20 protein-coding genes and 4 tRNA genes are annotated in these 21,349 nt (G+C 54.4%); 14 read left to right on the top strand and 10 right to left on the bottom strand.

The features are described 5' to 3' along the window. Positions 1–17 precede the first annotated feature (17 nt). The 7 genes from ABD920_RS11945 to ABD920_RS11915 form a co-directional block, all read right to left on the bottom strand. A complete protein-coding gene (locus ABD920_RS11945; RefSeq protein WP_345159265.1) occupies positions 18–1,313 on the bottom strand; it encodes a hypothetical protein in 1,296 nt (431 codons plus the stop codon). 7 nt (positions 1,314–1,320) lie between these two features. After that, entirely contained in the window at positions 1,321–1,902 is a 582-nt protein-coding gene (locus ABD920_RS11940; RefSeq protein WP_345159264.1) for a YceI family protein, read from the bottom strand. A 508-nt stretch (positions 1,903–2,410) separates the two neighbouring features. Continuing rightward, the gene (locus ABD920_RS11935) at positions 2,411–3,166 is read right to left on the bottom strand and encodes a LytR/AlgR family response regulator transcription factor (protein ID WP_345159262.1); all 756 of its coding nucleotides are present in this window, start codon (positions 3,164–3,166) and stop codon (positions 2,411–2,413) included. A 29-nt stretch (positions 3,167–3,195) separates the two neighbouring features. Continuing rightward, complete coding sequence (locus ABD920_RS11930; RefSeq protein WP_345159261.1) at positions 3,196–6,162, bottom strand: ligand-binding sensor domain-containing protein; 2,967 nt, start codon at positions 6,160–6,162, stop codon at positions 3,196–3,198. 137 nt (positions 6,163–6,299) lie between these two features. Next, positions 6,300–7,394 (bottom strand): glycosyltransferase family 4 protein, encoded by a 1,095-nt coding sequence (locus tag ABD920_RS11925; RefSeq protein WP_345159259.1) that lies wholly within the window; start codon positions 7,392–7,394, stop codon positions 6,300–6,302. A gap of 1 nt (position 7,395) precedes the next feature. Further along, a complete protein-coding gene (locus ABD920_RS11920) occupies positions 7,396–8,160 on the bottom strand; it encodes a glycosyltransferase family 2 protein (RefSeq protein WP_345159257.1) in 765 nt (254 codons plus the stop codon). Between the two features lie 192 nt (positions 8,161–8,352). Then, a complete protein-coding gene (locus ABD920_RS11915) occupies positions 8,353–9,639 on the bottom strand; it encodes a citrate synthase (protein ID WP_345159256.1) in 1,287 nt (428 codons plus the stop codon). A gap of 541 nt (positions 9,640–10,180) precedes the next feature. Between ABD920_RS11915 and ABD920_RS11910 the strand changes: the two genes are divergently transcribed. From ABD920_RS11910 to ABD920_RS11890, 5 genes are all read left to right on the top strand, one after another. After that, the gene (locus ABD920_RS11910) at positions 10,181–10,774 is read left to right on the top strand and encodes a sigma-70 family RNA polymerase sigma factor (RefSeq protein WP_161889970.1); all 594 of its coding nucleotides are present in this window, start codon (positions 10,181–10,183) and stop codon (positions 10,772–10,774) included. Positions 10,775–10,798: 24 nt separating this feature from the next. Continuing rightward, entirely contained in the window at positions 10,799–11,080 is a 282-nt protein-coding gene (locus tag ABD920_RS11905; protein WP_345159253.1) for an anti-sigma factor, read from the top strand. A gap of 8 nt (positions 11,081–11,088) precedes the next feature. Next, entirely contained in the window at positions 11,089–11,673 is a 585-nt protein-coding gene (gene gmk / locus ABD920_RS11900) for a guanylate kinase (protein WP_345159251.1), read from the top strand. After that, a complete protein-coding gene (nadD, locus tag ABD920_RS11895; RefSeq protein WP_345159250.1) occupies positions 11,670–12,242 on the top strand; it encodes a nicotinate (nicotinamide) nucleotide adenylyltransferase in 573 nt (190 codons plus the stop codon). Before gmk ends, nadD begins: the two co-directional genes overlap by 4 nt. Before the next feature lie 302 nt (positions 12,243–12,544). Further along, a complete protein-coding gene (locus ABD920_RS11890) occupies positions 12,545–13,321 on the top strand; it encodes a hypothetical protein (RefSeq protein ID WP_345159249.1) in 777 nt (258 codons plus the stop codon). Between the two features lie 125 nt (positions 13,322–13,446). On the opposite strand, the gene frr is transcribed toward ABD920_RS11890, so the two are convergent. From frr to ABD920_RS11875, 3 genes are all read right to left on the bottom strand, one after another. Then, entirely contained in the window at positions 13,447–14,010 is a 564-nt protein-coding gene (frr, locus tag ABD920_RS11885) for a ribosome recycling factor (RefSeq protein ID WP_345159247.1), read from the bottom strand. Between the two features lie 53 nt (positions 14,011–14,063). After that, entirely contained in the window at positions 14,064–14,846 is a 783-nt protein-coding gene (pyrH, locus tag ABD920_RS11880) for a UMP kinase (protein ID WP_345159245.1), read from the bottom strand. A gap of 84 nt (positions 14,847–14,930) precedes the next feature. After that, positions 14,931–15,428 carry a biotin/lipoyl-containing protein gene (locus ABD920_RS11875; protein WP_345159243.1) on the bottom strand — a complete coding sequence of 166 codons (498 nt, stop codon included), beginning with the start codon at positions 15,426–15,428 and terminating at the stop codon, positions 14,931–14,933. 85 nt (positions 15,429–15,513) lie between these two features. On the opposite strand from ABD920_RS11875, the gene ABD920_RS11870 reads away from it, so the two are divergent. The 9 genes from ABD920_RS11870 to rplK all read left to right on the top strand — a co-directional run bounded on the left by ABD920_RS11870 (position 15,514) and on the right by rplK (position 21,335). Further along, positions 15,514–18,060, top strand: coding sequence for a M1 family metallopeptidase (locus ABD920_RS11870; protein WP_345159242.1), 2,547 nt, complete (start codon positions 15,514–15,516; stop codon positions 18,058–18,060). Positions 18,061–18,210: 150 nt separating this feature from the next. After that, a tRNA-Tyr gene (locus tag ABD920_RS11865) sits at positions 18,211–18,293 on the top strand. Positions 18,294–18,385: 92 nt separating this feature from the next. Next, positions 18,386–18,458: transfer RNA gene (locus tag ABD920_RS11860), tRNA-Gly, on the top strand. A gap of 116 nt (positions 18,459–18,574) precedes the next feature. Further along, positions 18,575–18,646: transfer RNA gene (locus ABD920_RS11855), tRNA-Thr, on the top strand. 72 nt (positions 18,647–18,718) lie between these two features. Next, a complete protein-coding gene (tuf, locus tag ABD920_RS11850; protein ID WP_345159240.1) occupies positions 18,719–19,906 on the top strand; it encodes an elongation factor Tu in 1,188 nt (395 codons plus the stop codon). A gap of 111 nt (positions 19,907–20,017) precedes the next feature. Next, positions 20,018–20,090, top strand: a tRNA-Trp gene (locus ABD920_RS11845). A gap of 30 nt (positions 20,091–20,120) precedes the next feature. Further along, positions 20,121–20,312, top strand: coding sequence for a preprotein translocase subunit SecE (secE, locus tag ABD920_RS11840; RefSeq protein ID WP_345159238.1), 192 nt, complete (start codon positions 20,121–20,123; stop codon positions 20,310–20,312). Positions 20,313–20,321: 9 nt separating this feature from the next. Further along, positions 20,322–20,879 (top strand): transcription termination/antitermination protein NusG, encoded by a 558-nt coding sequence (gene nusG, locus ABD920_RS11835; protein ID WP_345159236.1) that lies wholly within the window; start codon positions 20,322–20,324, stop codon positions 20,877–20,879. Between the two features lie 12 nt (positions 20,880–20,891). Continuing rightward, on the top strand, positions 20,892–21,335 hold the full coding sequence (rplK, locus tag ABD920_RS11830; RefSeq protein WP_345159234.1) for a 50S ribosomal protein L11: 444 nt from the start codon (positions 20,892–20,894) through the stop codon (positions 21,333–21,335). Positions 21,336–21,349 lie beyond the last annotated feature (14 nt).

Below are 21,349 nucleotides of genomic sequence, written 5' to 3'. Positions count from 1 at the left end.
TTAAACTTGTTTCTGATTTAGAAGGCAATCACGCCCTCCACCATCACACCATGGAACTCGCCGCCGTTGCGGATGTCGGTGACCGCGAAGTTATTATACTCCTGGTTCACGTATTCCGCTTTGGCCAGAATGTTCCTGGTCACGAACCAGCCGGCGCCGAGGGCAGTGCGCTGAATATTGGCCTTTGTGCCTGCCACGGGCAATTTGCCGCTCACTTTGTTATAGCGTCCGCCAACGTAGTAGTTCTCCCTGGCACCGAAGCGGTAAATCAGGTCTGTGCCGATCTGGTCCCAGGTTCTCTCGCTGGTTTCGTTGGCTGCCTTGCCCCTGGCTCTTTCAAAGTTGCCGAAGAACTCCAGTCCGCCGTATTTCACGAAAGGGTTCAGCACCACAGCCGTAATGTTGTCTGTCAGGCCGGGGTTCAGGCGGCCGGAGGTGAACTGGCTGCTAAGGGTGGCCTGTTCGTTCTCCATCACCAGGTTGTACCGGGAGCCTGCTCTGTCGCCGCCATAGAGCGTGTTTCGTACAGAGCTGTTCGTTGTGTAGACAGAACCTGTCAGGCGCACCCGCAGCTGCTCGCTCAGGCTGTTGTCGTATCCCACCTTGCCATAGAAAGACGGGGCTCTGTCTTTTGGCTTGGTCAGGCCACCCTGTATCTCGCCACCGGTTATACCGGCCACTGCCAGGAAGCCGCTCTTCTGGAAAGTCACGTCAGCGCCGATCTCCGTGGCAAAGGCATCCATAATGTAGTTTCCGACAAAGGGGTTGTGCAGGGCCTGCGCGTTGTCGCTCCTCCTGTAGTGCGCATCGCCGTAGTTGATCTCCATGTGGCCTACGCGCAGCGTCAGGTTCTCCATGAGCTTGTCTGCCAGCGGGCTGTTCAGAAAGCCGAGTTTGTCTATTTGCAGGTATCCGCCCTTTACCCACGTCTCGGAGTGGTGTTTGGAAGAGAGATACGTGATCAGGTTGAGCCGGATACCGTCAGCCAAAAGCACATCCAGGTTCAGGTTCGCATTGGCCAGGTTAAAGCCGTAGCCGATCTCAATGAGCTTGTTGACATCTTTTTCGTTGGCATCGAAGCTGGCTGTCGCCGTGTTGCTGTGCTCCAGGGCCTGAAACTGCTGGGCAAAGCTGCCGCCCAGCCTCACCTTGATGCCGTCGAAGGTGGCGGTGTCCTCTTTTGCGGTTTCGAAGGTGTTGATGCCCCGCTGGTCGTAAGGTCTCCAGTATGGCATGTCTCCGAGGGTGATCTGCGCATTGGCGCTGAGCTGTAGCCCAGCCAGCAAGCCAAGGGAAAGTAATAGTTTTTTCATGATCGTATTATGAATTGAGAAGGTTGAAGATCGCTTTGAATGAAATGGTTACTTTATCGTCTGTTTTGATGGTGCCCAGCATGGCAGTAGGAGGCGTAATGTTGAAATCCGTCATCTTAAAGTTCGTCTCCCCCTCCAGGTTCACGGCGTCACCCTTCACCAGGTACTTCACCAGGAAGGTGACTGGTCTGGTGGTGCCTGCCACGGTGAGGTTACCCGTTGCGCTGGCCTTGTTGCCACCCAGGTTCTTGAATGAAGTGAGCTTGAAGCTTATGTTTGGATTCTTCTCCGCTTTAAGGGATTTATAAGCGATCCCGTCCATCTGGCCCTTGCCGCTTTTCAGGGCGGTGGCTTTCATGGTCACCTCGCCCATGCGGATAGCCTGAATGCTTTGGTTCCCGATAGAAATGTCAGCTTTGCCGGTTGCCGCCGTCGCCACCATCTCCCAATCGTGGATGGTAGAGCCGCCTGATACTTTCAACTCGGGCGTCCCGGCCAGTTGGTAGAGGCTCTGGGCACTCAGGGAGAGGCTCAGGCCCAGGATGAGCCCTGCTATCCCTGTGGTTCTTAAAAGTGTAATAATCTTCATGGCCGTGTGTTTTATATTGATGTCCCAAAGGTATGGGCGCTGGCCAGGAAGAAATATGAGCGGTATCATGTTAATAAATGACATTGCACACTTATATATAACACACTTATATATAATACGGTATGAATGTATATGGAGAGGCGGAGGAGAAGTGGCAGCTATGCCCGGACAAAATGGCGATTGCAGGGAGAGTATTAGGTAGTTGTACCCGCTTCCTATCTTTTTGCTTCCATAGTAGAAACGCCGCCCCCTTTAGCTCAGAGGGATGAAGCCATCTACGGATGCAGGCGACTTGGCATTTTACAGCCAATTATATATAGCAGCCTCTTGGTGATAACTGAAGAGCGGCTGTGGCAGGAGAGAAGGTGAAAGGCACCATGCGATGCAGGCTGTTGTTATAACAACGACATGGGGCGGCATAAAAAATCCACAGACTCCGTCATGTCGCGTATGAGAGTGCCTGTGGCAGATGCCGGATGCGGTTTACGTTTGCGGGGTAGTTATCCTGTCATATAATGTTGAAGCGGGACATGAGCATTTTCTTGTAAGACTTACCGATCGGGATATCGCCTTTGGCAAATACCACGGAGTTCTCCTCCAGCGCCTCAATCTTGTCGAGGTTGGCGATATAGGAGCGGTGCACCCGCACAAAGTTCTGAGACGGCAGCTTCTGCTCCATATCCTTCAGGGTGGAGGAGACAAGGTACTTCTGCTCTGCCGTCACGATAAAGGAGTAGTTGTCATAGGCTTCCACCCACAGGATATCGCTGTAATGCACCTTGATGATCCGGTGCTTCACTTTCACGAAGATATAGTCGGTGGCAACTTCCTGGTCTTTCGGATTAGGGTGTGCCCCATTCCCGTTTCCGTTCCCGTTCGGTTCTTTGTGGCTGTTACCGTGCTTGTAGAGGGCGATCTCAATGGCTGAGCGCAGGCTCTTCTCATCAAAGGGCTTTACCAGGAAGGCGTCAGGCTCGGTTTTCTTCGCGCGGTCTATGGTGGCCCGGTCGGCGTAAGCGGTCAGGTATATAAAGGGGATGTTGAACTCCTCTTTTATACGAGAGCCGATATCCACGCCGTCGGCCTCGCCGCGCAGGTTAATATCTAAGAGCACCAGGTCAGGCTGGGTTTCCCGGATCATGTCTATTGTGTCTTCACCCGAGTCTATTGCGCACGTTTCGTAACCTAAGTCTTCTAGGGTTGCCGCAATATCCTCTGCAATGATGACCTCATCTTCCGAGATAAGAATTTTAGGTTTTGTCATAGCATTAAGTTCTTACGTGAAATATAGAATTATGGTGCCAAAACAAAATACAATATTGATTTAGTGCCATTGTTATTGATGAATTTAATGTCCCCCTGCAGTTTCCTGCTCAGTGATGTGACCAGTTTCAGGCCGAAAGACTTGCTTGTATGCGGATCAAAACGGATGGGCATCCCCTGGCCGTTGTCGCTGACAGTCAGGGTGTACTGGGCCGCATCGTGCTGCGCGAGTTCGATGCGAAGCACGCCTGTCCGCCCATCCGGGAAAGCGTACTTCAAGGAGTTAGAAACAAGCTCGTTTACAATTAATCCCAACGTAATGGCCGAGTCAATGTTTACCTTTATCTGCGGCATGTGCAGCTCGAGGGCAATGCGCCTGGTACTGACCCCGTAGGCGGCGTAAAGGCTCTCGCATATTTCCTCAAAATACTCCTCCAGGTCAATGCAGTCCAGCTCGGCGTGCTGGTAGAGGCGCTCGTGCAGGATAGACATGGAGCGCACCCTGCTCCGGATGGCCTGCATCACCTCGGCGGCCTGCGGGTCCTGCACATGGCGGGCCTGCAGGTTCAGCATGCTGATCACGATCTGCAGGTTGTTCTTCACCCGGTGGTGGATCTCCTGCAGCAGCATCTCCTTCTCGCGGTTCTTCCGCTCCAGCAGGCGCGTGCGGTGGCTTACCCGCATCTCCAGCAGCGAGTTCATCTTCACCAGGCTCCGCTCGCGCAGGCGCACCACGCTCAGCACCGACCCCGCAATCACCAGCAGCAGCACGCCGATAAACCACTCGCGCCGCCAGATGGGGGGCACAATGGAGAAGGTGTAAACCACAGGCTCGGCGGCCCAGAAGCCATCGTTGTTGCGGGCCAGCAGCTCAAAGGTATAGGTGCCGGGCGAGAGGTTGGCGTAGGTCGTGAACGACTGCTCCACGGGCGGCGACCACTGCTCATCAAACCCCACCAGCCTGTACCTGTACCGCACCTGCTCCGGACCCGAGAGGCAGATGGCATGGAAGTCGAAGGACAGGTAGTTCTGCGTATAGGGCAGCCGCAAGTTAGTTGGGAGCCCCGTCACGCTGTCGGTCGTGTAGCCGAGGGCGTTCCAGTCGGTGGGCTTGGAGTACAGCATCACCTCCGTGAGCATCACCTTGGGGTAGGTGGCGTTGCGGCGGTCCATCTTCGGGAGGTACTGGGTAAGGCCCTTGGTGGTGCCAAACCACATGGTGCCGTCCGGCGACTGCGCCATGGCGTTGTCGCATACCTCCAGGCCCCTGAACCCGTTCTGGCTGGCATAGGTCCTGTAATTCAGCTTCCCGTTCCTCCGCAGTTGCGGCAGCCGTATTTTCAGCAGGTTGCGGCTGGTGGCCACCCACAGGTTGTCGTGTCTGTCCGCGAACAGCGTATTTATGGCGACCGTGGGCAGGCCGTCCTTGGCCGCAAAAAGGCGCGCGCCGTTACTGCCCAGCATCAGGATGCCCTGGTTGAAACCCGCAAAGTACAGGTTCCCGAGTTTGTCCTCTGTTATGGAGTTTACCTCCGTAAAACTGATTCCCTGAAGCCCGGGCGGTGGAATGAGCTCCTGGCCCTCCACTTTATATATACTTTCTTCGGTGCCTACCCATATCCTGTTCTTACTGTCGCGGAAGACGCAGTTCGTTTTGAACGGGATCCCTGTGGGGGAGGCAACAGGCACAAAGACACTGTCGCGGAAATAGGCCAGACCGCCTGCCGTGGCAAACCACATGGTGCCTGCCGTGTCGGCGGTGGCCTGGAAAACCTCTGAGGAAGGGAGGCCTGCCGCGACGGTGAAGTGCAGGACGGTATCGGGCCTTAGTAACCAGGCGCCGTTGCTGCTGCTCACCCAGGTTTCTTTCCTGTTCTTGGGGTATATGCCGTAGAGGGTGGTGCCCTCGGGCCATGGAGTGTTGGTGCGCCAGTCAGGCCGGTTCCTGCGCATGCTGGCCAGCTTGCCCTCGTCAGTGCCCATCCACATAGTGCCGCTGCTGTCGCAGGCAAGGGCTGTGATACGCGGCTCGCTCATATCCCCGAAATCGAAATAATGCACAAACCAGGGCGACTTATACTGCTGCAGGCCATAGCCGTTCGTGCCGATCCATATGTTGCCCTCGGTGTCGGAGGCGAGGGAACTGATGCGGGGGGTGCGGAGGCCGTGGCGGCGGGTGATGTGCGTGTACCGCTTTCCGTCGTATTTAAGCAGCCCGTTGCGGACAAGGCCCACCCACACATTGCCGTGGCGGTCGTGGGTAAAGCCGGAGACGGCGGGGGTGGATACAACCCGCGGTAGCGTTGGCGCGTCCAAGGCGCCTTCCTGTATTTTTGCCGGACCCATGTCGGTCCCGATCCAGAGCGTGCCGTCCGGGCCGATCGAAAGGGCGGTGATGCTGTTGCCCGGAAGCGCGCTGTTATATATAGTGAAGCGGCTAGCCTGGGCTCCTGCCACTTTATATAGGCCGTTTTCCCTTGTGCCTGCCCACAGCGCCCCGTCTGCTGTGTGGCGGATGGCGGTGTAGGCCTCTTTCGGCAGGGCGGCATATAGCTCGAACGCGCCTGCGGTGCCGAAGTAAGCACCCTGGCTTGTGGCCAGCCACATGCGGCCGAGCGAATCTTCGGAGATCGCGTTTACGGGGCCGGCCGGCAACCCCTGCTTCGCGCCCACTTGCTGAAAGCTGGAGCCGTTGTACAGCACCACACCGGCATCTGCCGTGCCTATCCACAGGCGCCCCTGGCTGTCCTGGAAAAGCGTGGAGATGTTGTGGCTGGGCAGGCCGTCCTGTTCGGTATAGGTATGGAAGTTGATGCCGTCGAAGCGGCTGAGCCCCCCGCGGGTTCCCAGCCAAAGAAAGCCCTGGTGGTCCTGCAGGATGGCGGTGATCTGTGACTGCGGCAAGCCCTGCTCCAGCGTCCAGCTACGGAAATTATACTGCTGCGCCTGCGTGAAGCGGGCAGCGAACAGGAGGCAAAGCAGCAGTAGACAGCGCACAAGATACATCAGGGACTCACACGTTTACCCCCCGTTGAGGCTGCAGCAGGTGAATGCGCCATATCAGAGGTGTTAGGGTAAAGTTATGCTTACGAAAGCGCAGGCGAAAAGTGAACGCAGGAAATAGTTTTAAAGTTTTAGCCAACCCCTAAAACTTCCTTGTAAACAGCAAGAGTTCTGATGGCAGTCTGCTCCTGCGTAAACGTTAGCACCAGCTTATATGCCTGCTCAGTGAGGTAATCGCGTAGCTGCGGATCAGCGAGCACCCGCTGCACATGGTCGGCTAAAGCCACTGCCTCCCTGACGGGGGCCAGCAGCCCGGTCTGCCCATGCCGCACAATCTCCGGAATCCCGCCGGTGCTGGTGGCCACCACCGGCACTCTGTTGGCAAAGGCATCCAGAATGGTGCTGCCTATGCCCTCTTTCACAGTTGTGAACAGGAAAACATCCAGCTCGGGCAGGACCTGTTTCGCATTTTTGAGGAAGCCCGTGAAAACGACATCCTCCCGGAGGCCCAGCTTTACCGCCTGCGCCTTCAGCACTGCCTCCAGCGGACCGCTGCCGATTGCAAAATACCGGGCTTTGATGCCTCTCTCCTTCAGCAGCTTCGCCGTTTCAAGAAAAGTAAAGTAGTCTTTGTGCCGGTCAAGCGCCGATATGTTTCCAATCAACTTTACGCCCTGCGGCACCTGGTAAGTGCTTCGGAGAAAATTACGGGTTGGGCTGGCGGCGGCTTTTTCAAGGTCGATGCCGCTGTAGACGGTCACGCACTTGCTGCCGTCCTGTATGCTTGCCGCCATTTGCCGGCGCACGCTGTCTGACACGCACAGGATGCGCTTGATGCCGCTGTAGTTGTATTTGAAGGTGGAGAAGGGGTTGCGGCCGATGCTGAACTCCACGCGGCGGCTCAAAACAAGGGCAGCCCTGGCGCCCAGCACATGGGAAAGCACGCCGAGGGTGTGGGCGAGGCTGGAGTGCATGTGTGCCAGCTGGATGTGGTGCCGGTTTATATATACTTTCAGCTTGCGGGCATCCCCAAAGAGCGCCAGCTTTGAAAAGGAGAGGGAAAGGTGCGGGATGTTGAACTGCTTGCAGTGCGCCTCAAAGGCAGAGCCGCGCCGGCAGGCCACGTAGCTCTCCACCTGGTGCTGCTGCAGTTCAGCGATCAGGTACGCCACCTGCTGCTCACCGCCGCGCCATGTTTTTTCCGATACCAGGTGCAGTACACGCATGTTAGTTCGCCGCTTGGTTTTCTTCCTGCAGCCGCCATATCTTCAGGTAGCGCATAAACACGCTGCTGGCCGCCAGATAGGCAATGATAAACCCGATGCGGCCATCCAGAATGCCCAGCTTCAGGAAATACTGCTTCAGGAAACGGACCAGCGGCTTCACGGCCAGGTGAAAGAGCGTGACGCTTCCTGTTTTTTTCGCTTTGTCCTGCGCCGACAGCCAGCTGTACTGGTTCCACTTGTCGAGGAAGTGCGGCAGGTTACGGTAGGTATAGTGCAGCATCCGGTGGCGGAGTTTGCCGATGTTGCCGCCGGGCACCACCAGCTCTTCGTGCACCTGCTTGTCGGAGTAGCGGCACTGGCTCTTGTCGAAGAGGCGCACCACCGCGTCGTTTTGCCAGCCGCTGTACCGCACCTGCCTGCCCATGAAAAAGTTTTTGCGCCGGATTTTGTAGGCCGGCAGCTTCGGCGGAGACTTCAGCAGTTGCGTCAGCTCCTGCTGCAGGTCGGCAGGAATGCGCTCATCGGCGTCCAGCATCAGCACCCACGGCTGCATGGCCTGCGCGATGGCCCAGTTGCGCTGCCGGGAGTAGTCGTCGAACGGGCGCTGCAGAATCCTGACCGGGTACCGGCGTGCTATCTGCAGGGTTTCGTCGGTGCTGTAGGAGTCCACCAGCAGCACCTCATCCGCCCACAACAGCGACTCGATGGCTCCTGCTATAAACTGCGCTTCATCCTTGCATATTATGATGGCGCTTACACCCGGCATAGGAGAGGAAATATATAATTATATATAAAAAGTGTTTTTTATAGAAAGCAAGAGCCACGGGCTGCACAGCAAGGCGGACCTATATATAAAGGAGTGTGGGCTGTGGTAAGAGAGAAAGCCCTATATAGGAAGAAGGTGCTCCGGGGCGAGCATGACCGCCTCGAAGCACCTTCCGTTATCCAACTGTTGAGATTACCTGTTCTCCATCGGAACGTAGTCGCGCTCCGTCTCTCCTATATATACCTGGCGCGGACGGCCGATCGGCTCTTTGTTCTCACGCATCTCTTTCCACTGCGCGATCCAGCCCGGCAGGCGGCCAAGGGCAAACATCACCGTAAACATATTGGTCGGGATGCCGATGGCGCGGTAAATGATGCCGGAGTAGAAGTCTACGTTCGGGTACAGCTTGCGCTCCACAAAGTACGGATCGCTCAGGGCGGCTTCCTCCAGTTCTTTGGCGATGTTCAGGATCGGGTCCTTCACACCCAGGGCGGCCAGCACATCGTCCGCCGACTTCTTGATGATCTTCGCGCGCGGGTCGAAGTTTTTATATACACGGTGCCCGAAGCCCATCAAACGGAACGGGTCGTTCTTGTCTTTCGCCTTCTCAATGTACTTCTTCGAGTCGCCGCCGTCTGCCTTTATGGCTTCCAGCATCTCGATCACGGCCTGGTTGGCGCCGCCGTGCAGCGGCCCCCAGAGCGCGCTTATGCCCGCAGAAACCGAGGAGTAAAGGCTGGCGTGGGCCGAGCCGACCAGACGCACGGTTGAGGTAGAGCAGTTTTGCTCGTGGTCAGCGTGCAGGATCAGCAGTTTGTTCAGCGCATCCACCACCACAGGGTCTACCTCATAATCCTCGGTAGGGTACGCAAACATCATGTGCAGGAAGTTGGAGCAGTAGTCCAGCTTGTTTTTCGGGTAGATGACCGGATGACCGATGGAGTTCTTGTAAGACCAGGCGGCAATCGTCGAGATCTTGGCCATCAGGCGGATGATAGAGAGGTCTATCTCCTCCGGCGACTGGTTCGACTTAAGTGACTCCGGGTAAAAGGCCGTAAGAGAGCTGATCAACGCGGAAAGGATGCCCATCGGGTGTGCCGTGTACGGGAAGCCGTCCAGGATCTTGCGCATGTCTTCGTTCACCAGCGTGTGGCGCTTTATCCTGTCGCTGAAATCCTCGAGCTCTGCTGCGGTAGGGAGAGAGCCATATATAAGCAGGTATGATACCTCAATAAAGCTCGATTTCCCGGCAAGTTGCTCTATCGGGTACCCTCTGTAGCGAAGAATACCTGTTTCACCGTCCAGAAAAGTGATCGCACTGGTGGTGGCACCGGTGTTTTTATATCCTGCGTCCAGTGTGATATAACCAGACTGTGCGCGCAACGATGAGATGTCAATGGACTTTTCATCCTCGGTACCCACTACTACTGGCATTTTATAGGATTTACCCTCTAAAATAATTTCAGCAATTTCTGACATGTTTATTTTTAGTTAATGTCCCGTGTTGTGTCTCTTACTATGAAGCGAAATTATAGAAAAATGTTCTAAAATGAAATCAGGCGGCGCCATTATATCTGGCATGCACTGCGTTAATAAGATCCTATCTGCCTGCAAGCTAGTAAACGGCTTTGGGGGAAAAAGTTAGTTCGCTGGTGTAATTTCCCCCGAAGTGTCGCCTCTTCCGCCCTTGGCCGGCGTTTTGCCGCCACTGCCGGGCCGCCCGGCGCGGCAGCCCGGGGTGAAACTAAGGGGTGAGCCAGGCGGTATAACAAGTAGGCAGGCATGCGGAAGAAGGCTTTTGAGGGGGCATTTGGGCCTGTGGCTACCCCGACAGTGAAGCGTACCGCCTGCCGGGGTAGCCACCGGCCGGGTGCGGCGGCGGCGAAAACCGCTGGGAAACACCTGTAGCCAGTCACGCGTACTGCAACCCTAGGGCGTGAAGCGCGGTATGTAATTAAAATTTATATATTTGCGTATAATACGCGACAGAGGATTACACTTAAGTACAAATTCCAGGTAGATGAGCGAGCAAACGGGTAAACAACTGAGTAAGGAGGAGAAGGACGCGCGGTTCGAGGCCGAGCTGCTGCCTGTGCTCGACCCCCTGTACAACTTTGCCTACAGGCTCACCTTAGACGAGGATGACGCCAATGATCTGGTGCAGGAGACCTATCTGAAGGCCTACCGTTTTTTCGACTACTTCGAGCAAGGAACTAATGCAAAAGCATGGCTGTTCCGAATCCTGAAGAACTCCTTCATCAACGAGTTCCGGAAGAAGAGCAAGCAGCCTGCCAAAGTTGACTACAGCGAGGTAGAGGGCTATTACAATTCTGAAGACGTGGAGGGCGAGAGCGGGGTGGCCACCACCACCGACATGCGCACCGAAAGCGTGCAGGACCTGATCGGCGATGAGGTGGCGAGCGCCCTGAACGCCCTGCCAGTCGACTTCAGGACAGTCATCATCCTTTGCGACCTCGAGGGATTCACCTACGAGGAAATGGCCAAGATACTGGACATCCCGATTGGAACTGTACGCTCACGATTGCACCGCGCCCGGAACTCTTTGAAGGAGAAGTTGGAGAAATACGCCAAAACCATGGGTTATAATAGTTAGAGCATTTAAAGAGTTTGAGTGAAGATGGAATCGAAATTTACAGAAGTATATCAAAACGCACCGGCCGAGGGCAAAGAGACCGAGTGTGAGAAAGTGTCGCTGTTGCTGGACCTCATGATTGACGGGGAGGCCTCCTCCGAAGACCAGCAGTACTTTAACAGTCACATCGAAGACTGCGTCACCTGCTTCGAAAGCCATCAGAAACAAAAGCTCCTCAAAGGCCTCGTCAGCGGCCACCTCAAGCGCGTGATTGTGCCGGAAAGCCTGGCGCACCTCATCAAAGCGAAGATTCAAGAAACGGTATAGCCCCCCTAATGCAAGGTAAGATCATCATCTTTTCGGCACCGTCCGGTGCCGGTAAAACCACTATTGTAAAGCACCTGCTCCGCACCAACCCGAAACTGAGCTTTTCCATATCGGCATGCACCCGCGACAAGCGCGGCCGCACCGAGGAAAACGGCAAGGACTACTACTTCATCACACCAGAGGATTTCAAGAAAAGGATCGCAAACGATGAGTTTGTGGAGTGGGAGGAAGTGTACGAGGGGGCCTTCTACGGCACGCTGAAGTCGGAGATCGAGCGCATCTGGAAAAGCGGCAAGCACGTGATCCTGGATGTGGACGTGAAAGGCGGGCTGAGCATCAAGCATTTTTACAAAGAGCGGGCCCTGGCGGTGTTCGTGAAGCCGCCCTCCATCGAGGAACTGGCCAACCGCCTGACCGCCCGCAACACCGACTCAGCCTCCAGCATCAGCAGCCGGGTGTTCAAAGCCAAGTTCGAGCTTGGGTTCGAGGACCAGTTCGATAGAGTGATCGTGAACGACGACCTGGACAGGGCATGCGCCGAGGCGGAGAAGCTGGTAAATGAGTTTCTGAAGTCTGAGCCTGCGATCGTATGAAGGTCGGGCTGCTGTTTGGCTCCTTTAACCCCATTCATATCGGCCACCTGATACTGGCCAACTTCATGGCCACCAACACCGACCTCAACGTGGTGTGGCTGGTCGTGTCGCCGCAGAACCCCTTCAAGCCCAGCAACACGCTGCTGCACGAGTTCGACCGGCTGCAGATGGTTACCCTGGCGATAGAGGACAACCTGAACCTGGGCGTTTCCAACATCGAGTTCAGCATGCCCAGGCCAAGCTACACCATCGACACGCTCACGTACCTGCAGGAGAAGTACCCGAGCTATGAGTTCGTGCTGATCATGGGCGAGGACAACCTGCCGCTGTTCCCGAAGTGGAAGAACTCGGAGCGCATCCTGGAGTACCACCGGGTATACGTGTATCCCCGTTCCGGCTCCATCACCACCGAGCTGCCCGACATGCCAAACGTGACGTTCGTCAAAGCGCCGGTACTGGACATTTCCGCAACTTTCATTCGCCAGTGCGTCAAACAGGAGAAAAGCACTAAGTACATGCTGCCGGATGCGGTAGCCGAGTATATAAAAGTGCACAAGCTGTACCAATAGCGCAGGGCAAAACCTGTCAGACGAAACCACGCGAATCCACCCCATATATAAAAAGGCGCTGCCAAGAATCCGGCAACGCCTTTTTATATATGGGGTGGTGTTCATTTTATATAGCTATATAAGCTTAAAGTTGATTCCATATCGGAGCCGTCATGGCTGAGGCGCCGCCCGGTTACAGGTGGAAATCATCTGGTATATAACAGTCCGGCTATGGTAAAAGGCGCTTCCTGCGCCTTAAAAAAATAATTAGGTTGATTCCGGTTTTATATTGAAATTGACTAACCTAAACCAACATTGAGCGCATGAAACTACTAGCCGTTTTCCTGAAGCCTGCCGTTCTGGTGGCGTTGCTGCTGCTGTTCCAGATGTGCCAGCCCAACGGGCAGGAGAACCCGCCGATGGAAGGCTTCAACGAGGCTGGCTCCGACCCAGAGGCCATTCAGCTGGCTGACTCTGTGATGGCAGCGCAGGGCGGGCGCAAAAACTGGGACGATACGCGCTATATAACCTGGAATTTCTTCGGCAACCGGAAGCTGCTTTGGGACAAGGCCACCGGCAACGTGCGGGTAGATTACCTGAAAGAAGATAAAAAGGTGCTGGTGAATATAAATACCGGCGAAGGCAAGGTATACAAGGAGGGCGCGGAAGTAACGCAGCCCGACTCGGTGGCAAAGTACGTGCAGCAGGCGAAGGAAGCCTGGATAAACGATTCGTACTGGCTGGTGATGCCTTTTAAACTCAAGGACTCCGGCGTGACGCTGAAATACCTCGGGGAAGAAACCACGCAGGCGGGCAAGCTGGCCGATGTGCTGCAGCTGACCTTCGAAAACGTGGGCGTGACGCCCGAGAACAGGTACAAAGTATATATAGACAAAGAGACGAACCTGGTTTCGCAGTGGGCCTACTTCAAAAACGCCAACGACCCGGAGCCTGCCTTTGTAATGCCTTGGCAGGATTACCAGACCTACGGGAAACTAAAGCTCTCCGGCGACCGCGGGCAGGCCCACATAACGGATATAAAAGTGCTGGATGACGTCCCGGAATCAGCATTCACCTCTTTTGAGGCTGTAAACCTGTAAGCAATTTCAAGACATATAGCAGCCTCGCTGCATTTATACCACCAGTTATATATAAACAGGACGCCCTGCAGAATCAATCTGCAGGGCGTCCTGTTTATATATAAAAGCGCCTTGTGCCAGAGCCTTTAGATGGTCATGATCTCCGCTTCCTTCTTCGACAGCAGCTCGTCCACTTTCACGATGTAGGTGTCGGTCAGCTTCTGCACTTTTGCCTCGGCGTCGCGCACGGCGTCTTCCGAGGTGCCTTCTTTCTGGAGTTTCCGCAGGGCGTCGTTGATGTCTTTGCGGATATTGCGGATGCTGATCTTGCCGCCCTCCGTCTCGTTTTTCACCTGCTTCACCAGCTCGCGGCGGCGCTCCTCCGTCAGGGCCGGGATGTTCAGGCGGACTGCATCGGCCTCCTGCTGCGGGTTTAGCCCCAGGTCGCTGTTCTTGATCGCTTTGGAAATCTCGCCCAGCATGTTTTTCTCCCAGGGCTTGATGAGCAGCGTGCGCGCATCAGGCGTGGCCACGTTGGCCACCTGCGAGAGCGGCGTGGGTGTACCATAATAATCAACACGAAGATGTTCGATCATGGCAGGAGAGGCTTTGCCTGCGCGTATCTTCGTTAACTCAGCATGCGTGTGCTGCACCGCCTTGTCCATCGACTCCTGTGCTTCGCTGAGGTAAAACTGGATTTCTTCCGTCATATCAAATTTACGTTTTGTAGTTCCGAAATAATTAGGGCAAAAATACGAAATTTCTATTTTTTGTTAGGGTGCAGCGACTGGTTTGCCTGTATCTGGTCTATCGTCTCATGCAGCGTCTCGGCAATGTCATCCATGGTTACCAGCGTGCCCACTTCCTCCCCGTTCACCAGGCGCTTCAGGTTGCCGGGCGTGTTCATGTCGAATACGATGATGGAGAGGCCGTTTTCCTTGCAGAGGGTAAAAGCCGTCATGTCCATCACGTTCAGCCCTTTCTCGAACACGTCCTTAAAGGAGATGTTGCGGTAGAAAACAGCATCCGGGTCTTTCTCCGGGTCTGCGGAGTAGATGCCGTCCACGCGCGTGCCTTTCAGCACCACATCCGCCTCAATCTCGATGGCGCGCAACGATGCGGCCGTGTCGGTGGTGAAGTATGGGTTGCCGGTGCCCGCCCCAAAGATAACCACACGGCCCTTCTCGAGGTGGCGCACCGCACGGCGGCGTATATAGGGTTCGCACACCTGCTGAATGTTGATGCCTGAAAGAAGGCGCGTATAAACGCCAAGTTTCTCAAGGGCGCTCTGCAGCGCCATGCTGTTGATCACCGTGGCCAGCATGCCCATATAGTCTCCCTGCACGCGGTCCAGCCCGACCTGCTCGGCCTGCACACCCCTGAAGATATTGCCTCCGCCTATTACCACAGCCACTTCCACACCCAGCCGCACAGCCTCCTTTATCTCCTCCGCATACTGCAGCAGCCTGTTAGAGTCGATCCCGTACTGTTGGTCGCCCATGAGCGCCTCGCCGCTGAGCTTTAGCAAAATTCGTTTATACTTCACGGTATATATCTGTAATGGTTATAAATTTTCGTCTACACAACAAAGCGACTCCCGTGGCAGCCGCTTTCCCTTTAACCCAGTGCCTTAAAACAGGAGCAGCACCTGGCCCTTCTCCACGTTCTGTTTTTCCTGCACCTTCACCTCCTTCACCACGCCGTCTCCCGGCGATTTGAGGATGTTCTCCATCTTCATGGCCTCCAGAATCATGATCGGGTCGCCTTTTTTCACCTCCTGCCCCGGCTTCACCTTTATCTCCAGTATCAGCCCCGGCATAGGTGCCTTTACGTCGTTCACTTTGTGGGCGTTGGCGTTACTCATGCCCAGCTTGTCGAGCAGCAGGTCGAAGCGGTCTCTCACGCTCACGGTCTGCTCCCTGCCGTTGATCTTGAAGGTAAAAGTTTTCTCTTCGTAGTTCGCGGCCACTACTTCTGCCGTATACGACCGGGCATCCTTTATGATATGATAGGTGTTGGGGCCGACACGGGAGATGTCCCAGTTAAAAGGTGCGTCGTTTACCAGTATGGTGCCTTTTTGAATATCAACCTGCCATGTTTTGTCGTTAGCGGTTTTTACCTGGAGCATCTTTATCCGAGTGGTTTTGACCTTAAAGTTAGTTGATTTCTCAGAGTAATTTTAGAACTTCACCTCAAAATTAAAACATTCTACCATGAATCATAGGTTTTTGAGCATTGCAGGCCTGGCTGCCGCTATGGCTTTTACAGGTGGCTGCAGTGCCGGCAAAGTAGTTCCGGACGCAAGCGCTCCCCCGGTTGCCGTAGTGGAACCGGCCCCCGCGCCCGCCGACTCCGTGCCCGCGTGGGCACCCCGGAAATACGAATTTAACCCCTCGCGCACCAAAAAGCACAACCTGCTGCACACCAAGCTGCGCGTGCGCTTCGATTGGCAAAAGCAGTATCTGCAGGGCACTGCCGAACTCCGGCTCAAGCCCTACTTCTACCCGCAGGACACCCTGGTGCTGGACGCCAAAGGCATGGAGATACACAGCGTGAGCCTGCTGAAAGGCGGAGACGGCGCACCCCTGAAATACGAGTACGATGGCAAGGAACTCGCCATCAACCTGAACAAAGCCTACACCCGCGCCGAGGAGTACGTGGTGGAGATTAACTATACCGCCCGGCCCAACGAGCTGCCTGCCGGCGGCAGCGACGCCATCACCTCCGACAAGGGCCTCTACTTCATCAACCCGCTAGGGGAGGAGCCCCGGAAGCCGACGCAGATATGGACGCAGGGGGAGACAGAGGCCAGCTCCGCCTGGTTCCCGACCATTGACGCGCCGAACGAGCGAATGACGCAGGAGCTATATATAACCGTCGACCCGAAGTTCACCACGCTCTCAAACGGGGAGTTTATGTACTCCAGGCAAAACGCCGACGGCACTAAAACAGACTACTGGAAGCAGGAACTGCCGCATGCCCCTTACCTGGCCATGATGGCGATCGGGGAGTTTGCCGTGGTGGAGGACCAGTGGCGCGGGAAGCCCGTGAACTATTATGTGGAGCCGGCCTACAAAAGCACGGCAAAGAAGGTTTTCGGCAACACGCCCGAGATGATGGAGTTCTTCTCCACCAAGCTAGGAGTGGCTTACCCGTGGGCGAAGTACGCGCAGGTGGTGGTGCGCGATTACGTGTCCGGGGCGATGGAGAACACCTCCGCCTCTGTGTTTATGGAAGACCTGCAGCTGAACGAGCGTGAGCTGCTGGACAAGAACTGGGACGGCATTATCGCCCACGAGCTGTTCCACCAGTGGTTCGGCGATTACGTTACCACCGAATCGTGGGCGAACCTGCCGCTGAACGAGTCTTTCGCCAACTATTCGGAATACCTGTGGGCAGAGCACAAGTTCGGGGCCGATGAGGCCGCTTACCTGCAGATGGACGAGATGGGCCAGTACCTGGACGAGGCGGAGACAAAGCGCGTGCCGCTCATCCGGTACCACTACAACAGCCGCGAGGACATGTTCGACAGCCACTCCTATGCCAAAGGGGGCCGGGTGCTGCACATGCTGCGCAACATCGTGGGAGACGACGCCTGGTGGGCATCGCTTAACCTGTACCTGACCCGCAACAAATTCTCGGATGTAGAGGTGGCGGAACTGCGCATGGCCTTCGAGGACGTGACCGGGATGGACCTGATGTGGTTCTTCGACCAGTGGTTTATGAACGCAGGGCACCCCGAACTCAAAGTGGAGGACAGCTACCAGAGCGGGCAGCTGACACTGCGTGTGACGCAAAAACAGGACACGGCGTATGCCCCCCTATATAAACTGCCGCTAGAGATAGCCGTGTGGGCCGGCGGCAAGAAAACGGTATACCCTGTCACCATCGACGAAGCAGAGGAAACATTCATGTTCAAGGTGGCATCGGAGCCACAACTGGTGCTGTTCGATGCGGAGCAGCAGCTGTTGGGTGTGGTAGAGCACCAGAAGACGGACGCAGAGATGGTTTTCCAGTTCAGGAACGTGGACCAACTGGCGCCTAAACTGGAGGCCATGGCAGCCCTGGAGGAGAAACTGCAGGACCCTGCGGTGCTGCAAATGTACCAGGCTGCCCTGAAGGATGACTACTGGCGTATCAGAAGCGCCGCCGTCACGCGTTTAAGCGGGCTGAAGGAAGGACAGGCAGCTGCGGTGGAGCCGGTCATCAGGCAAATGGCGCAGCAGGATAAGCGGGGAGCCGTGCGCGCAGATGCCATACTGGCCCTGGCAGGCTGGGGGGGAGAGAAGTACAAAGCGGTGTTTGAGCAGGCGATGCGCGACAGCTCCTACGAGGCATCGGCCGCAGGCATACTGGCCTATGCAGGAACAGGCGCCCCCGACGCAAAGCAAAAATTAGCGCAGTTCGAAAACGAAACAAACGAGGAGGTGGCGCTGGCGCTGGCTACCTATTATGCGGTGCAGGGCGGGCCGGAGAAGTATGACTGGTTTACGGGCCAACTGAAGCAAGCCAGCGGCGGCCAGTTATATTACTTGCTGCAAAGCTTCGGGGCGTACCTGGCCAGCAATAGCCAGACAAACACGCCGGAGACCATCGCGCTACTGGGGGACTTAGCCCGGAACAGCAGCCAGTATTACGTGCGGGCCGCAGCCTATCAGGCACTTATGGTGATGTCGGAGAAGCCGGAGGTGAAGGCTTTGCTGGACGAAATACGCCAGAATGAGAAGGATGAGCGCCTGCTGCAGCTATATGGCGGGTAGGCGCCCGTAAAATAATTCGCTTTTTTTTTAAGGAATATTTGACTGGAAAGAAAAAGGGCTTAATTTTGCATCTCTTTAGAACAAGCGGGGCTTCAGAGCCAGGCGGATTTAGGGAAAGTTTTACTGATTTATTTCAGGTCGGTAAAAATCGGGGAGATTCCAGAGCGGCCAAATGGAACGGACTGTAACTCCGTTAGCGTAAGCTTTCGCAGGTTCGAATCCTGCTCTCCCCACTGTTTAATGCAATAATAAGCGAATAACTGGACGAGTGAAGCAGTGTTTGTGATCCTTTATTCACTCAATCAGTTATATCGAAAGTAAAGAAGCGGGAGTAGCTCAGTTGGTAGAGCGATAGCCTTCCAAGCTATAGGCCGCGAGTTCGACCCTCGTCTCCCGCTCACTTAAGTAAGAGATTGCGACTTATTAATTTACGGATTAACTGGAGAAGGAAATTCATGCAGATGAGCTTCCTTTTTACTGTAAATAGGGTTGTAATTCTCTGGTGAACTTAGAAGCCGACGTAGCTCAGGGGTAGAGTGCTTCCTTGGTAAGGAAGAGGTCGTGGGTTCAATTCCCATCGTTGGCTCAAAGTCCGTTACGTGTAATTAAAAAGCGCGACATAAACTTAAACGTTTTAACCTTAATTTAATATCATACAATGGCTAAAGAAACATTTGACCGTTCCAAACCGCACGTAAATATCGGTACTATTGGTCACGTTGACCACGGCAAAACTACTTTGACTGCTGCTATCACGACTGTGCTGGCTAAAAAAGGTCTTGCTAAGCTTCGTGACTTCTCTTCAATTGACAACGCTCCTGAAGAAAAAGAAAGAGGTATTACTATCAATACATCACACGTAGAATACGCTACAGAAAACCGTCACTATGCACACGTAGACTGCCCGGGCCACGCTGACTATGTGAAGAACATGGTTACGGGTGCTGCCCAGATGGACGGTGCTATCCTGGTGGTTGCTGCTACTGACGGCCCGATGCCGCAGACGCGCGAGCACATTCTGCTTGCCCGCCAGGTAGGTGTTCCTCAGTTGGTTGTGTTCATGAACAAAGTGGACATGGTGGATGATCCTGAGCTTCTTGAGCTTGTGGAGATGGAAATCCGTGAACTGCTTTCTTTCTATGATTTCGACGGCGATAATATCCCTGTAATTCAGGGTTCTGCCCTTGGTGGCCTGAATGGCGACGAGAAGTGGGTTAAAACTATCGAAGAGCTGATGGCTGCTGTTGATAGCTTTATTCCAATTCCAGCTCGTTTAACTGATCTTCCATTCCTGATGCCGGTTGAGGACGTGTTCTCCATCACGGGTCGTGGTACAGTTGCTACTGGCCGTATCGAGCGCGGTGTGATCAACTCTGGCGAGCAGGTTGATATCTTGGGTATGGGTGCTGAGAACCTGAAGTCAGTTGTTACGGGTGTGGAAATGTTCCGTAAGATCCTCGACAGAGGCGAGGCTGGTGACAACGTAGGTCTGTTGCTGCGTGGTATTGAGAAAACCGATATCCGTCGTGGTATGGTTATCTGCAAGCCTGGTTCAGTGAAGCCGCACCAAGAGTTCAAGGCTGAGGTATACGTTCTTTCCAAGGAAGAAGGTGGCCGTCACACGCCATTCTTCAACAAGTACCGTCCACAGTTCTACCTGAGAACCACTGACGTTACAGGTGAGATCCATCTGCCAGAAGGCGTAGAAATGGTAATGCCAGGTGATAACATCACCATCACCGTGAAGCTGATCAACAAAGTAGCCATGGAGAAAGGCCTTCGTTTTGCGATCCGTGAGGGTGGTAGAACAGTAGGTGCCGGCCAGGTAACTGAAATCCTTGACTAATAATCTATGAATCAACCCCGTTCTCGGAAAGTTTTTCGGGAATGGGTTTGATATCATAATTAATTTAAATAAATTTGCACTCCATTTGAAAAAGATGGCGTGCATTTTTTTACGGGTGTAGCTCAATTGGTAGAGTAGTGGTCTCCAAAACCATTGGCTGGGAGTTCGAGTCTCTCCACCCGTGCAATTTTTTCACCCTCAGTAAAGCGAAGCGATGAGCAAAGTAACAACCTATATAAACGATACAGTTGAGGAAATGAGAGACAAAGTCTCTTGGCCTACTTATGCAGAATTGCAGAGAAGTTCTGTGCTGGTATTGATAGGTTCTTTGATATTCGCGCTGGTGGTTGGTGCCATGGATTTTGTTTTTGATTCCGGCCTGACATGGTTTTACAACCAGTTTTAAATTAGGAGCATGGCTGATTTAAAGTGGTATGTAGTACGCGCCGTGAGTGGCCAGGAGAAAAAGGCGAAAGCTTACCTGGAGAATGAGATCATGCGACAGGGCCTCGGGGAGTATGTGCCGCAGGTGCTGATCCCAGCCGAGAAGGTATATGAAATGCGGGGCGGGAAAAAAAGGATCAGGGAGCGCAGCTTCTTCCCGGGCTATGTGCTGATACATGCCGACCTGTCCCACGGTGAGGCAGAGCACATCATCATCAGTACCCCGGGTGTAATCGGTTTCCTGGGGACAAATGACGGCTCAGCAAGCAAAAAAGCGGTTCCGCTGCGCCAGTCGGAGGTAAACAGGATACTGGGTACCGTAGACGAGGCAGAAGAGCAGGCGGAGGTGCTGGATACGCCGTTTGTTGTGGGCGAGACAGTGAAAGTGATGGACGGTCCGTTCAGTGGCTTCTCCGGCACAGTGGAAGAAGTGTTTGAAGAGCGTAAGAAGCTCAACGTAATGGTGAAGATCTTCGGGCGGAATACGCCGGTGGAGCTGAACTATATGCAGGTAGAGAAAGAATCGTAGTAAAATTATATAATGGCAAAGGAAATAAAAGGTTATCTGAAAATTCAGGTAAAGGGAGGTGCCGCGAACCCATCGCCACCGATTGGACCTGCACTTGGTTCTAAAGGACTTAACATCATGGAGTTTTGCAAGCAGTTTAACGCAAGAACCCAGGATAAGCCCGGACAGGTGTTACCAGTACTAATCACAATCTATACAGACAAGTCTTTTGATTTTGTTATCAAAACGCCACCTGCTCCTGTATTGTTATTAGATGCTGCTAAAATCAAGGGCGGTTCAAAAGAGCCGAACAGAAATAAAGTAGGATCTGTGACGTGGGACCAGATCAGGGAAATTGCTGAGATCAAGATGCCAGATTTGAACGCTTTTAAAGTGGAGGCTGCTATGAAACAAGTAGCAGGCACTGCAAGAAGCATGGGCATCACCGTCTCTGGCAATGCTCCGTGGAACGCATAATAAGTTAAAGGACA

The organism is Pontibacter saemangeumensis (genome assembly GCF_039541895.1).
In the GTDB taxonomy this organism is placed as follows: Bacteria; Bacteroidota; Bacteroidia; order Cytophagales; family Hymenobacteraceae; genus Pontibacter; species Pontibacter saemangeumensis.
Note: the sequence above shows the minus strand (reverse complement) of the source record. Positions and strands in the feature narration are given on the sequence as shown.

Coding starts and splice junctions, on each gene's coding strand:
- ABD920_RS11945 (WP_345159265.1), bottom strand. CDS start 1,313: ATGAAAAAACTATTACTTTCCCTTGGCTTGCTGGCTGGGCTACAGCTC.
- ABD920_RS11940 (WP_345159264.1), bottom strand. CDS start 1,902: ATGAAGATTATTACACTTTTAAGAACCACAGGGATAGCAGGGCTCATC.
- ABD920_RS11935 (WP_345159262.1), bottom strand. CDS start 3,166: ATGACAAAACCTAAAATTCTTATCTCGGAAGATGAGGTCATCATTGCA.
- ABD920_RS11925 (WP_345159259.1), bottom strand. CDS start 7,394: ATGCGTGTACTGCACCTGGTATCGGAAAAAACATGGCGCGGCGGTGAG.
- ABD920_RS11920 (WP_345159257.1), bottom strand. CDS start 8,160: ATGCCGGGTGTAAGCGCCATCATAATATGCAAGGATGAAGCGCAGTTT.
- ABD920_RS11915 (WP_345159256.1), bottom strand. CDS start 9,639: ATGTCAGAAATTGCTGAAATTATTTTAGAGGGTAAATCCTATAAAATG.
- ABD920_RS11910 (WP_161889970.1), top strand. CDS start 10,181: ATGAGCGAGCAAACGGGTAAACAACTGAGTAAGGAGGAGAAGGACGCG.
- ABD920_RS11905 (WP_345159253.1), top strand. CDS start 10,799: ATGGAATCGAAATTTACAGAAGTATATCAAAACGCACCGGCCGAGGGC.
- gmk (WP_345159251.1), top strand. CDS start 11,089: ATGCAAGGTAAGATCATCATCTTTTCGGCACCGTCCGGTGCCGGTAAA.
- nadD (WP_345159250.1), top strand. CDS start 11,670: ATGAAGGTCGGGCTGCTGTTTGGCTCCTTTAACCCCATTCATATCGGC.
- ABD920_RS11890 (WP_345159249.1), top strand. CDS start 12,545: ATGAAACTACTAGCCGTTTTCCTGAAGCCTGCCGTTCTGGTGGCGTTG.
- frr (WP_345159247.1), bottom strand. CDS start 14,010: ATGACGGAAGAAATCCAGTTTTACCTCAGCGAAGCACAGGAGTCGATG.
- ABD920_RS11875 (WP_345159243.1), bottom strand. CDS start 15,428: ATGCTCCAGGTAAAAACCGCTAACGACAAAACATGGCAGGTTGATATT.
- ABD920_RS11870 (WP_345159242.1), top strand. CDS start 15,514: ATGAATCATAGGTTTTTGAGCATTGCAGGCCTGGCTGCCGCTATGGCT.
- tuf (WP_345159240.1), top strand. CDS start 18,719: ATGGCTAAAGAAACATTTGACCGTTCCAAACCGCACGTAAATATCGGT.
- secE (WP_345159238.1), top strand. CDS start 20,121: ATGAGCAAAGTAACAACCTATATAAACGATACAGTTGAGGAAATGAGA.
- nusG (WP_345159236.1), top strand. CDS start 20,322: ATGGCTGATTTAAAGTGGTATGTAGTACGCGCCGTGAGTGGCCAGGAG.
- rplK (WP_345159234.1), top strand. CDS start 20,892: ATGGCAAAGGAAATAAAAGGTTATCTGAAAATTCAGGTAAAGGGAGGT.